Origin of the sequence: Desulfonatronum lacustre DSM 10312 (genome assembly GCF_000519265.1) — a bacterium.
In the GTDB taxonomy this organism is placed as follows: Bacteria; Desulfobacterota; Desulfovibrionia; order Desulfovibrionales; family Desulfonatronaceae; genus Desulfonatronum; species Desulfonatronum lacustre.
On sequence record NZ_KI912608.1, the window covers coordinates 1708414 to 1720918 of the forward strand.

General features: G+C 60.1%; 10 protein-coding genes. 7 read left to right on the forward strand and 3 right to left on the reverse strand.

Annotated features, from left to right (window positions below):
* Positions 1-73 precede the first annotated feature (73 nt).
* The 5 genes from pheT to DESLA_RS0108045 all read left to right on the forward strand — a co-directional run bounded on the left by pheT (position 74) and on the right by DESLA_RS0108045 (position 5705).
* Positions 74-2509: a phenylalanine--tRNA ligase subunit beta gene (gene pheT / locus DESLA_RS0108025; protein WP_028572051.1), complete on the forward strand. Its 2436-nt coding sequence runs from the start codon at positions 74-76 to the stop codon at positions 2507-2509.
* A 145-nt stretch (positions 2510-2654) separates the two neighbouring features.
* A complete protein-coding gene (locus DESLA_RS19435) occupies positions 2655-3020 on the forward strand; it encodes a MerR family transcriptional regulator (RefSeq protein WP_245590024.1) in 366 nt (121 codons plus the stop codon).
* A gap of 22 nt (positions 3021-3042) precedes the next feature.
* Entirely contained in the window at positions 3043-3447 is a 405-nt protein-coding gene (locus DESLA_RS0108035; protein ID WP_028572052.1) for a phage holin family protein, read from the forward strand.
* A gap of 68 nt (positions 3448-3515) precedes the next feature.
* Entirely contained in the window at positions 3516-4169 is a 654-nt protein-coding gene (locus tag DESLA_RS0108040) for a lactate utilization protein (RefSeq protein WP_028572053.1), read from the forward strand.
* 285 nt (positions 4170-4454) lie between these two features.
* Entirely contained in the window at positions 4455-5705 is a 1251-nt protein-coding gene (locus tag DESLA_RS0108045) for an EAL and HDOD domain-containing protein (protein WP_028572054.1), read from the forward strand.
* Positions 5706-5853: 148 nt separating this feature from the next.
* On the opposite strand, the gene DESLA_RS0108050 is transcribed toward DESLA_RS0108045, so the two are convergent.
* Positions 5854-6711, reverse strand: coding sequence for a PilZ domain-containing protein (locus DESLA_RS0108050; protein ID WP_028572055.1), 858 nt, complete (start codon positions 6709-6711; stop codon positions 5854-5856).
* Between the two features lie 636 nt (positions 6712-7347).
* Between DESLA_RS0108050 and DESLA_RS0108060 the strand changes: the two genes are divergently transcribed.
* Together DESLA_RS0108060 and DESLA_RS21625 are read left to right on the forward strand one after the other, a co-directional pair.
* Positions 7348-8517: an EAL and HDOD domain-containing protein gene (locus DESLA_RS0108060; protein WP_028572056.1), complete on the forward strand. Its 1170-nt coding sequence runs from the start codon at positions 7348-7350 to the stop codon at positions 8515-8517.
* 49 nt (positions 8518-8566) lie between these two features.
* Complete coding sequence (locus DESLA_RS21625; protein WP_051434501.1) at positions 8567-10045, forward strand: response regulator; 1479 nt, start codon at positions 8567-8569, stop codon at positions 10043-10045.
* Positions 10046-10059: 14 nt separating this feature from the next.
* On the opposite strand, the gene DESLA_RS19445 is transcribed toward DESLA_RS21625, so the two are convergent.
* Together DESLA_RS19445 and DESLA_RS19450 are read right to left on the reverse strand one after the other, a co-directional pair.
* Positions 10060-11256, reverse strand: a complete 1197-nt coding sequence (locus tag DESLA_RS19445; RefSeq protein WP_051434502.1) for an NAD(P)/FAD-dependent oxidoreductase — start codon at positions 11254-11256, stop codon at positions 10060-10062.
* Positions 11253-12386: a deoxyhypusine synthase family protein gene (locus DESLA_RS19450; protein WP_051434503.1), complete on the reverse strand. Its 1134-nt coding sequence runs from the start codon at positions 12384-12386 to the stop codon at positions 11253-11255. Before DESLA_RS19450 ends, DESLA_RS19445 begins: the two co-directional genes overlap by 4 nt.
* Positions 12387-12505 lie beyond the last annotated feature (119 nt).

Genomic DNA, 12505 nt, shown 5'->3' on the forward strand with positions numbered 1-12505 from the left:
GCCTTCTGAGTCCTGACTTCTGACAACTGACGCCCGACAACTGACTTCTGTCCCCTGCCCCCCGAGGTTCCCCATGCTTTTAAGTCTGAACTGGCTGCGCGAGTTCACGCCATATGAAGGTTCGGCCGAACAATTGGCCGACCGCCTGACCATGCTTGGTCTGGAAGTAGAAGAGATCATCCGCCCCTTCGCCCACCTTGCCGATGTCGTCGTGGGCCGGGTCCTGGAATGCGATCGCCATCCGCGATCGGACCGGCTCAGCCTGTGCAAGGTGGACATCGGCCAGGTTAAAACGTTGCCCATTGTTTGCGGCGCGCCCAACGTGGCCCGGGGGCAGCTGGTGGCCGTGGCCAAACCCGGCGCGATCCTTCCAGACGGCAAGGAAATCGTCGCGACCGAGATTCGCGGAGAGACCTCCCTGGGCATGATCTGTTCGGAGATCGAACTTGGCCTGGGCGACGAAAGCGATGGGATCATGGTCCTGGAGGGCCACTTCAACCTTGGGCACAGCCTGTTGCGAGTCCTGGACCTGAAAGACGAAGTTCTGAACATATCCATCACGCCGAACCGCGGCGATTGCCTCAGCGTACTCGGTCTGGCCCGGGAAGTGGCCGCGGAGTTCAATCTGCCCCTGAACCCGCCTCAATCTCGGTTGCCCGAGGAAGGCCCCGAGTGCTCCGAAGCCGTGTCCATAGCCATTGACGATCCGGGCCTTTGCCCCCTGTACCAGGCCCGGATCATCCAGGGCATCCGCATCGCTCCCAGCCCGGCGTGGCTGAAGCGCCGACTCCTGGCCGTGGGGCAACGGCCCATCAACAACGTGGTGGACGTGACCAACTACATTCTCATGGAGTTTGGCCAGCCCCTGCACGCCTTCGACCTGGCCAAGCTGGCAGGCCCGGCCATCCGGGTCGCCCGGGCCGAGGAAGGCCAACGGTTCACCACACTGGACGGTAAGGAACGCACGCTGCTGGCCACAGATCTGCTGATCAACGACGCGGAAAAAGCCGTGGCCCTGGCCGGGGTCATGGGCGGCGCCAACTCCGAAGTCACGGAGACGACCACGGACATTCTTCTGGAATGCGCGGTCTTCAATCCCATTTCCATCCGCAAGACCTCCCGCCGCCTGGGCCTGTCCAGCGAATCCTCCTACCGCTTCGAGCGCGGGGTGGACCAGCCCGGCTCGGCTTTAGCCCTGGATCGGGCCATGGCCCTGATCAGAGAAACCGCCGGCGGCTCGGTGCTGCGCGGGACGGTCAAAAGCGAGCCCCGGCCTTGGCAGGCCCCCCGCATCGCCTTTCGCCCCCAGCGGGCCACGAAACTGCTCGGCCTGTCCCTGGACGACGCTTTCTGCAAAACCACGTTGCAAGCCCTGGGCTGCGCCGTGGCCGACGACGACCAGCCCGTCTGGCACGTCACCCCGCCCGGCTCCCGCCGGGACCTGGAGCGGGAAGCGGATCTGATCGAGGAGATCGGCCGCTGCTACGGCCTGGACCGCATTCCCGCGGTCCTGCCCCGGGCGGCCAAATCCCTTGACCAACTGGCCTCACTGGCTCCCAGGACCGACTTTGCTCGCCGGGTGAAAACCTGGGGCCAAGGCCTGGGCTTGACAGAGGTGGTCAACTACAGCTTCGTCTCCACCCAGGAACTAACCCTGATGGGTCTGATGGGCGACTTGGCCGACGCCGAGACGACCATTGCCCTGCGCAACCCCCTCTCCGAAGATCAGAACGTCCTGCGGCCCCAACTCGCCCCCGGCCTGCTGCAAAGCGTGCGGCACAACCTGACCCAGGGCAACACCACCCTGCGGCTTTTCGAAACCGCCGTAGTCTTCCAGCCCGATGCAGGCTCCGAAACCGGGGCACGGGAGCCCTCACGCCTGGGCCTGGCCCTGACCGGCCAGCGCCACCCCGAAGGCTGGCCCCATCCCACGGAGTCCGTGGCGAATTCCGTGGACGTCTTCGACCTCAAAGGCGTGGTGGAGCACCTCCTGCGCCATCTGCGCCTGCCCGCCGCCACGTTCCGGACCCTGGCCGACCATTCCATTTGCCTGCCTTGCGCGGAAATCCTGCTGGACGGTGAATCCTGCGGCTGGCTGGGCCAGGTCCGTGCGGAAATCGCCGAATCCTGCCACGCCCGGCGTGAACTGTTCCTGGCGGAAATCGATCTGGATCTGCTCCAGCGTCGCTGGGCCGAGTCGGTCCAAAGCTTCACGGCCCTGCCGACCTTTCCTCCTGTCCGCCGAGACATGACCGTGATCAGTTCACAGAGCGTAACCTGCGCCGCGATTCAAGAGGCCATTCAATCCACCGACATCAAGCTGCTCCAGGACGTAATCCTGGTGGACCGCTTCCTTCCGAAAACCCAGCCCGAAGCCGACGAAGTCCGCCACACCCTGCGCCTGACCTACCGCCACCCGGAACGTAGCCTGACCAACGAGGAAATCGACCAGCTCCACCAGGGACTTTGCTCCCGCCTCCAGGAACAACTCCCGGTCCGTTTTTCCTGAGAGAAAAGGGGGAAAAGAGAATTCCCTCTTTTCCCCCACCTGGCTCTTTCTCCGTTTTCCTGCTATAGGCTGGGCCGTGAGCGACCTGGGCCTGTAAACGCCCTGGAATCGGAATCTCCCGCAATCCACATCCAGCGGACCAGCCATGCCCAGCACCCAACGGATGTTTCCTGAAATCTCCCCGGGCCCGAAGCGCCTGCGCATCGGCGAGGCGGCCCGAAAGCTTGGCCTTGAGCCGTACGTGCTGCGCTATTGGGAGACGGAATTTCCCCAGCTGGCCCCCCTGCGAACCGAAAAAGGCCAGCGACTCTACACCCAGGACGACATGACCGTATTGCGAAGGATTCAAAAGCTGCTCCACGAAGACGGTCTGACCATCGACGGCGCGAGACGCCGGTTGACGGAAAGCGCCCAGGTTCATGAGCTGACCACCGGGATCATCCAGGAACTTCAAGACATCCGGGCCATCCTGACCGCTCCCGCGCGACCCGGCGCTCGCCGCCGCCCCTGACACCAATGAGGAGACGACCACCATGCCCGGCATTTTTCTGCGTTGGCTGATGCTGACCGTGGCGATTCTGGCCGCGGCCTATCTGGTTGAGGGAATTCAGACAGCGGGCTTTCTCTCCGCCCTGGTCACCGCTGCCGTACTCGGTATTCTCAACGCCATCCTGCGCCCGATCCTGATCATCCTGACCCTGCCCGCGACCATCCTGACCATGGGGCTGTTCCTGTTCGTGATCAACGCCCTGCTCTTGATGATGGTCTCCGGCGTGGTCGGCTCCTTTCATGTGACCGGATTCGGCTCAGCCCTGCTCGGCTCGCTGATCATCAGCCTCGTGGGCTGGCTGCTCAATTCCTTCATCAGCGATCGTGGCCGAGTGGAACGCGTGGAACACATTGAAATGCGCCGCAACCACGGACGCTGGGAACCATGACCCCGCCGACCATCGAAACCGTGAACCGCTGAATCTCCCCTCAACAAACCACGTATCGGAGCATCTCCATGAGCGACTATTTGACGCAGTTCTGGAACAAACGCCTGCACAAGGCCCAAGAAGGACTGGAAAGCAACAATTTCGAGACTTACCTGGTGGAGAATCTGGTCCAAGCCAGGGAGACCGTCCTGAACGTGATTCTCCCGGCGGTGAATCCCGAGGTAATCGCCTGGGGCGGCTCCGTGACCTTTTCCGATTCGGGGATCATGGACGCCCTGAAACAGCGCAAGGGTTTAAAGGTGCTGGACACCTCCGACCCGTCCCTGAACAAGGGCCAAAAACAGGAACTGCGCCGTCAGGCCCTGCTTTGCGACCTGTATTTCACCGGGACCAACGCCCTGACCGAGAGCGGCCAGCTGATCAACCTGGACATGTACGGCAATCGGGTCGGGGCTTTGGTCTTCGGCCCTCGCCATGTGGTGGTTCTGGTGGGTCGCAACAAACTGTGCGTGGATGTGGAGGAGGCCATGCTCCGAGTCAAGGGATTCGTGGCCCCGGCCAATGCCGCCCGCCTAAAGATGAAGACGCCTTGCGTCAAAACGGGCTTTTGCGAGGACTGCAAAAGCCCTGAACGAATCTGTAACACCTGGACGATCACCGAAAAATCTTTCCCCAAAGGACGAATCAAGGTCGTTCTGGTCAACGAGGATCTCGGGCTGTAGCCGGTGCCGCCACCGTAGTTCCACGGGGAGAGGAAAGCCGGTCAGAGTTCCCGACCAGCTTAGCAGGCTGCTGAAAAATCCCCGGTAGCTGCGTTGCTGCAAAAAGTTCAAACCCTCCGCATGACTAACTACCTTTCGGCCTTGAACTTTTTTTTGCGCCTTACCATCGAGGTTTTTGAACAGCCTGCAGAATCCGGCTTTTTCAACTGTTAAGAAGCTTTTCCCACGTCTCGACCAACAAAATCCGGCACCAGCCGACATATCAAGTCATTCGGAGATCATGCCGTGCGAACCGATCTGAGCGCCAACTGGGGACCGCTTCCTTTCTTTGTCGGCAGGCAGCCCATCTTTGATCAGTCCCAAAAAATCTGGGGCTACCAGCTTTTCCATCGGGCCACCGCCGCCTCGGTGGCCGCCAGCTTTGAGGATGGCGAGGAAGCCACCCTGGAGATCATTCGCAACATCGCGATGAATCCGCTCCTCGATCCCCATGGCCAGACCAAAAACCTGATTACCTTCACCAGGGAGAATGTGGTCCGGAGCGCACCCTTTGCCATGCCTCCGGGCAAAACCGTGGTCAAATATATCGGCTCCCGGGCCGAATCATCCATCCAGAAACAGCTTCAGGAATTGCGCACGGCTGGGTATCTTCTGGCCTGGGAGGACGACGCCGAAGCTGTCGTGCCGGAGGTTTCTGGGCTCGACATCCTGATTCTGGACGCCATGACCGTTCCGGAAAATCGAATTCCCGGCATGATCCACGCCGCCCACGCCGCGAATGTCCTGGTCATGGCCAAGCGGGTCGAGACCCATGCGATTTTCGAACAATTGAAGCGTCACGGCGTGAGCTTGTTTCAAGGCTTCTTTTTCCAAAAGCCGGAAACCTTCCACGGGCCGCGCCTGACACCCCACCACGCCTTGCGGTTTAAACTTCTCGCGATTCTCAACGAGGACCCGCCCAATCCGGACAAGTTGGCCGATATTCTGGAAAAGGACGTCGCTCTCAGCTATCGCCTGTTGCGGTACGTCAACTCCGCCCGTTTCAGCCCGGTGACCAAGATCACCTCCATCCGCAGGGCCCTGTCCTTCATCGGCCTGAAGCACGTCCGGCACATGCTTGAAGTCATTTTGGTCAAGGAAACCACCCTGCCCGGCAAAACCCACGAACTGCCCTTTTCCGCCGCCTTGCGCGGCAAGTTCCTGCAGTCCGCGGCCTCCGGACGCTCTCCTGAAAACGTCACCCCGGAGTCCCTTTTCTTACTGGGCCTGCTTTCCCTGCTGGAAGCCTTGTTGGACCTGCCCATGCCGGACATCCTGCGCAACCTCCCCCTGGACGACGATTTCAAAGCCGGTTTGTGCCGACAAGCGGGGAGCCCGTATCTGCCCTGGTTGAAACTGGCCGACGCCTTTGAACGCTCGAACTGGGACGAAGCGGACGCCTGCATCAACGAACTCGGCCTGGACCCGCTCAGGGTAGCCTCCAGTTACGCCGAAGCCGTGGATTGGACCCAGACGTTCTTCCAACATGCCTACTGACCCCAAACACCTCCCCATCCCATGCCGTATTCGTCGCAAACAGTGGTCGTGGCCAACGACAGTCCAGCCCAGTGCAAGCTGTGGTCGAAGTGTCGCGTTGGAACGGTTTGCGGGTCCAAGAATTTGAGAGCGCGGAGCAGGCTTTTGATCAGCGAGTGCCTCGGGTGGTCTCCAGGTATCGCTCGTAGGTCCAGGCTGCCAGATCTTTGATCATTCGACGCTCCACCGCCCGCCAAACCAATTTGCCGCCTTTTTCCTTGATGCCCTCGGCCGTCAGTTCAAGGCCGCTGACGATGTCTTTGGAAGCGTGGTCAACCTGGGTGTAACAAATTCGCCCCTTGAACCAGAGCGTCATGTTGCAGCCTTTCTTGGGATCATGCAGGACCAACCAGATCACCACCCCGGGCATGTCTTCCCAGGCCTCTATCACGTCCTTCAATCCGGAATGCCGGAGGTTGACTTTCATCCCTCCGGCCGAGAGGTCGAGGAGTTGGACCTGTTTTTCCTGGAGATGGTCGTTGTTGATCATCGGCGGATTCAGTTTGACCTTGTTCGTCTCCGGACACTTGACCATGAACTGCCCTTGAGGCCAAAGAGAAAAGCCCAAGACATGTTCCGGCCTGGGAAAGATGCGCATGCTCGACCGCCGCTGACCCAGGGAAAGGGCCTCGGGAGTCCGCAGGACGCAGACATATCCTCCGGGCTGCTTGGTCAGGGAAAGAACGGGGGAAGTGAAGTTGTAGTAAAATTCGCAGGCCTTGGCCCTGTCGTTCAACTGAAAATAGCAGGCGACCTCGTCGCGCAGCCAGTTGGTCATGGTCAGCCCGCCCAGGGAGGTCAATTCCAGGTTGATATTTTTTTTGGTAAAGGAAGAAATCATCCCCGCCACGGACTTGGGTGAACGGCTCAGAAGCGTCGGGATAACGATCAGTTTGGCCCGCTCCGCTATGACCTGTTCCAGAAGTTCACCGGCTTCAGCTGCGGCTACGGTTGTACAGATGTCCATCAGATGAGCGGCTCCTTGTGTCGCGGTTAAAGGAAGCAATCCGAAATAACTTCTTGGGTACACCAGATGCCAAAAAATCGTCAATCAAACCCTTTTATTATTGTCATGCCAACTTGCTTTACGTCAAGCCCGTTCCCCAGGTCGAACAGAGCAAATCTGTTCTCATCAAAATCCAAATCGCGATCGAAATCGGAAATATTGTGCATCACCCCCTGATAACGCCGTCTTTTTGGATATGTTCGATTTCGATCACGATTTCGATACCGATTCAGATAGCTGGTGAGGATCGAGAACAAATCTGCCCTGCCAAGCATTCATCGATAGAACGGCGAACAGGGCTCGTCCCGCTGAAAACGGACATTCGGCAATTGTCGACCGGACACTTTCAATGTACACCATGACGGCAACACGATCAGAGCCGCTGACCAAATCCGCGGCCCTGAAGCGGTCACCTCCCCGCGGGCAAGTAAAATTTCAATAAACCAGCACGGCGATCCGCGCTCCGATGAGAGTATGCCCAGCGCGTGACCAATCCATGAAATTACGAAGGAATACCCGGTAATGCGCCCATCTCCCCCACCACCTCCATCCGTACAATCCTGCTTTTTCGCCCGCCATCCCATATTCGACCGGAACATGAAACTGTGGGGCTATCAACTGTTGTACAGGGACTGCGAACAGGCCGAGTCCGCGCGGTTTGAGGACCAAGACCAGGCCACGGTGCAAGTCGTCCTGGAAGCGGCGGCATCCCCGAGTCTGGGGCCGGCCCGCGACACATACCTGCTGATGGAATTTTCGATCACGGCCCTGGTCCACGAGGTCCCCTACGCCCTGCCGCCGCACAACATGATCATCAAGCTGACCCCCAGCCTTTGCCGGGACGGGACTGTGCCCGGCGTAATCACCGAACTACGCGCGACGGGTTACCGGCTGGCCCTGGACGGTCCGCTGGACTCTTGTCATCACGTCCTGGCCGAAGCGGATTACCTTATCGTGGACGCCCTGATCGAGTCCTCGGAGGCATTCACCCAAGCCATGAACGCCGCGACCCGAACCGGCATTCCGGTCCTGGTCAAACGGATCGAAACGCCGAAGGCCTTTGCCGAGGCCAAGCGGCTGGGGGCGGAGTTCTTTCTGGGCTTTTTCTTCCAGAAGCCCGAAGTCATTGCCTCGAAAAAGCTTTCCTCCATCCAGGTCGTCCGGCTGAAATTGTTGAAAATGTTGAACAACAAAAATGTAGACTGGAATGAAATCGCCAAGACCCTCCAAAACGACGTGTCCTTGACGTATCGGCTGCTCAAGTTTCTCAATTCTCCCTTTTTCGGCGTGATCCAGCCCATCACCACGGTGCAGCGGGCCGTCGCCTACCTGGGCGCGAAACAAGCCAGAATCTGGTTGCGCATGGTCATTCTCACGGATCTCTGTCCTCCTGAAAAAACCTCCCAGCTTCCCTTGCTCTCGGCCCACCGAGCGCGATTTCTGGAACTCGCGGGTTCAGACCGTTCGGACGTGGACCCTGACGAACTGTTCCTGCTGGGCCTGTTTTCCCTGCTGGACGTCATGTTCGACATGTCCATGCCGGACTTGGTGGACTTCCTGCCGTTGACCGACGCCCTCAAGGCGACACTCTGCGGCCGCCCAAGCCCCTTTGCTCCCTGGCTGGAACTGGCCGCCCAATTTGAACAGGGTCAATGGGACCGCGTGGATGTCCTGGCGGCTCAACTGGACCTGAATCCGATCCAGGTCGGCACCTGTTACGCCCAAGCCATGACCTGGGCCGAAGAATTTTTCCGGATGGCCGGGTGACTTCCTCGAAGTTGCCACGCAAACTCGAAACTGATCAACGAGCATCCCCATGACTGACCAGCCCTCAATCTACTTCGACATATCCGTGCTTTGCGTCGAAGACGAGCCCGTCATCCTGGAATTTCTGAAAGAAATGCTCCGCCCTCACGTCCACCAGGTTCTTTGCGCCAGGGACGGCCACGAAGGATTTTTCGAATTTGCCCGCAGCCGCCCGGACATCGTGCTCACGGACATGGAAATGCCCCGCATGGACGGTCTGGAAATGGGTCAGGCCATCCGCTCCCTGTCTCCCATCACCCAGATCGTCCTGATCACCGGCTTTGAGGACTCACGCATCCTGAAACGCGCCATCCAGCTCAAAGCGGACGGCTTTCTCTCCAAACCCGTCTCCATTCAGGACTTGCTGGGGACCTTGGAACGCTGCAACGAGACGATCCGCTTCCAGCGTGAAGCCATGACCCAGCGCAAACTGCGGGAACTGATCCTGAACAGCCTGCCCTACCCCCTGGTGCTGCTGAACACCGCCACATACCAGGTCTTGTTCGCCAACTCCGAAGCGCAGCTCATGGACATCACGCCCAACAAGTCGGCCAACGGGCCATTTTTTCCGAAACCGGTGCGCCGCGAAATTCACGAATCCGTGACCCTTGCCGAGAAACTGCAAAACATCGATACCCCGCTCCAAATCGAGGCCGCCGGAAAGACCTGGGAGATTTCCATATCCCCGGTGGCGACGGACACCTCGCTCTACGTGGCCGTAGACATCACGGCCCGCCAACATCTGGAATTTCTCAAAGCCGACGTGGAGCGAATCGTCAGGCATGACCTCAAATCGCCCTTGGGGGCGATCATCGGCCTTCCGGACATGCTCCTGCATCAGGCCGGACTATCGGAAACCATGGTCGAATCGCTGACCATGATCCGCGATGCCGGCCACAACATGCTCAACCAGATCAACCTGTCCCTGGATCTGTTCAAGATGGAGCAGGGCAGCTACGAACTGAACCCCGAGCCCGTGGAAGTCATGGCCCTGATGCGGGAGATTCTCCCCCAAATCGACCAATTCGTCAGAGTGATGCAACTGTGGGTGGAAATGGAACTCAATGGACGCAGGCCGACCTCGGGGACGACCTCGGGAACGACCTCGGACGAACGCTTTTTCGTATTCGGAGAAAAACTGCTCTGCCTGTCCATGCTCTCCAACCTGCTCAAGAACGCGGCGGAGGCCTCACCCAAAGGCGGCACGATCACCATCGGCCTGAAGACGGTCCATGACGGTTCGCTCATCACCATCCACAACCAGGGCGCGATTCCGGCGGCCATCCGGAACCGGCTTTTTGAAAAATACGTCACCGCAGGCAAGCGCCACGGCACCGGCCTGGGAGCCTACTCCGCGGCCCTGATCGCCAGAACCCAGGGAGGAACAATTTCCGCGACATCTTCCGAGGATGCCGGAACGACGATCAGCGTCGTGCTGCCCAGCCCTCCCGCAGCGGTACCGGAAGACCTGAACAGGTCAGTTTTTTAGGCGGATGATGAGAGCTATTCCACCGGGAACAGGGCTTGGATTTCGGGGCTGACGACCTGATCCCGGCGCATGGCCGCCAGCGCGGCCCTGGCCCCCTGGTCGTCGCCGAGAAAAATCCCGCCGAGCATCCGGCCCTGATCGTGGACCACCTTGCGGTACAGGCCTTTTGCTTGGTCCTGGAAGATCAGGGATTCGTGGCGGCCCTCGGCGTCGATCTCGCCGAAGGCGGTCAGGGCGATTCCGGCCACCTTCAAGGAGTTGCTCGGCATGGTGCCCGCATACTCCGCCGGCCCTCCGGCCATGTTCGTTCCGGCGACCCGGCCCTGCTCCACCGCCGCCGGCCAGATCCCGTAATACCGGCCCCGGTGCTCGCAGACATCACCGGCGGCGTATACATTCGCCAAGGAGGTCCGCATCCGGTCGTCCACCAGCACGGCCTTGTCCACGGCCAACCCGAGCTTCCGTGCCAGTCCCAGTTCCGGACGCACCCCGGCGGAAATCAGGATCATGTCCGCCGTCAAACGAGTTCCGTTGTCCAGGCGAATCTCCAGGCCGTCAGGCATCCGGGCGATCTGTTCGGTCTTCCTGCCCAGGTGAAAGGCGAATCCCATGTTTTCCAGCAACTCCTGAAGCAGCTTCGCTCCCTGGAGATCGGTCTGCCGGGGCAGCAGACGCGGGAAAACCTCCACCACCTCCACATGGGCGCCGGTCCGGCGCAGGCCGTTTCCAGCCTCCAACCCCAACAGGCCCCCGCCGATCAGTGCAACCCGTCGCCCCTTGCCCGCCACGGCCTTAATCCTCTCCGCATCGGCCATGGTCCGCAAGGTGAACACTTTCGATGTCACCTTCTGATCGTCGGTTCCGGGAATGGGCGGAACGAATGCGTTGCCGCCCGTAGCCAGGAGCAAAGCGTCGTAGCCTACCTCCTCGCCCTCCGCCGTGGTCACGAGACGGCGTTCAGGGTTGGCGTCCTGGACCGGGCAGTCCAATCGCAAGTCAATTCCAAGTCGCTCATACCACTGGGGGCCATGGACAATCAGCTTTCCCGCGGCCTTTTCCCCGGACACCAATTCCGGCAAGGCCGGGGTGTAGTAGTGGCCTTGGGATTCGCGGGAAAACATCACCACCGACGCGCTCTGATCCTGTTTACGGATCGCCTCGGCGGCGCTGTTGGCCGCGGGCCCGTTGCCGATGATCACGAAGCGCTTCATGCTTGTTTCTCCCGCGCGGTGTCAGAGCTCGCCTCGGCGGCGTGGCCGGCCCCACGCTTGGCCAAACGTTGTTCCAGGGCCTTGATCAGCAAAGGCCAGACCAGGGTCGCGTCGCTGGGCACCTCCGCGTGCCGCCCGCCGTCCTTGGGCGCGACGAACTTGCCCCAGGAGACGCCCTCCTGGTACGTGCAGCCGCTCAAACCGCCCCAGTGCACCGGTTCCGGACAGATCCGCACGGCGTAGTGAAAGCGCCGGGCCGTGGTCTTCATGGACTCGACGCGCTGGCTGAGAATTTCCAGAAACGGCCCGACCTGCTGGGCCCAGTTCCGGGGCACGCCTCCACCAATGGTGAAGATCCCGATCCGTTTGGCCCCCAGAATTCGTTTGGTGTAGCTGAACAGGTCCAGAAACGGATTGAACTGAAAGGGGAGCTTGCCCGGCTCGTCGATGTCCAGGGACTGCCACTCCGGGTGGTTGCGCAGCATGTACGAAGCCACGTCCAAGGCCAGCTCCGAATCCGTGAAGGCCGGGATATACACCGGCACGTCCTTGGCAAAGGCGCTTTTGAGGATACCCGGACCGTCATAATTGTCGGTCAAATGCCGACCGATGGCCCGGCACAGACTCTCCGAACTCAAATGGGCGTCGGCACCCACTTCTTCCATCACCCGGGCGATGACCCGTTCGGCCTGCATGAAATTGGTTTCCGGTTCCAGGGTGTCGTAAACCCGATTGTAGCCCTTTTCGAACAGCGCCGCGTCGTTCATCCGGTGCGGTTCGTGCTTATAGTGGCGCAGCCCGATGGATTCGATGAATCCATGGGCCATCAGCGCCCCGGTGGACACGATGATATCCAGCCAGCCGTTGTCGATCATCCGGCACAGCACCTTGCCCATCTTGGCCACGGTCATCGCCCCGGAAAAGGTCCCCACCACCAAGCATTCCGGATCGCTGACCATGGCCTCCAGAACGTCCAGAGCCTCACCCAGACAGCGCCCGCCGAACGCGGTGCGGGACATGGCCGTCACCAGTTCGTCGAAATCCTCCACGGCATCCAAATCAAGGGTTTTCAGGGGCGTCAAGCCGTCTTCCTCTCCACTGTGCAAGGTGTCGATACGTCGAATGTTCATGTCGTCTAACGTTGCTCCTTGGAGTTGCTCCTTGGAGTTGCTCCTTGTAATACCATTTCCAATTCAAAGTTTCTCTACCGGTATCGGTATCGGAGTCGGAATCGGAATCGGGGTCGAAT

Coding starts and splice junctions, on each gene's coding strand:
- DESLA_RS0108040 (WP_028572053.1), top strand. CDS start 3,516: ATGAGCGACTATTTGACGCAGTTCTGGAACAAACGCCTGCACAAGGCC.
- DESLA_RS0108050 (WP_028572055.1), bottom strand. CDS start 6,711: ATGGACATCTGTACAACCGTAGCCGCAGCTGAAGCCGGTGAACTTCTG.
- DESLA_RS0108060 (WP_028572056.1), top strand. CDS start 7,348: ATGAAACTGTGGGGCTATCAACTGTTGTACAGGGACTGCGAACAGGCC.
- pheT (WP_028572051.1), top strand. CDS start 74: ATGCTTTTAAGTCTGAACTGGCTGCGCGAGTTCACGCCATATGAAGGT.
- DESLA_RS0108035 (WP_028572052.1), top strand. CDS start 3,043: ATGCCCGGCATTTTTCTGCGTTGGCTGATGCTGACCGTGGCGATTCTG.
- DESLA_RS19450 (WP_051434503.1), bottom strand. CDS start 12,386: ATGAACATTCGACGTATCGACACCTTGCACAGTGGAGAGGAAGACGGC.
- DESLA_RS19435 (WP_245590024.1), top strand. CDS start 2,655: ATGCCCAGCACCCAACGGATGTTTCCTGAAATCTCCCCGGGCCCGAAG.
- DESLA_RS19445 (WP_051434502.1), bottom strand. CDS start 11,256: ATGAAGCGCTTCGTGATCATCGGCAACGGGCCCGCGGCCAACAGCGCC.
- DESLA_RS21625 (WP_051434501.1), top strand. CDS start 8,567: ATGACTGACCAGCCCTCAATCTACTTCGACATATCCGTGCTTTGCGTC.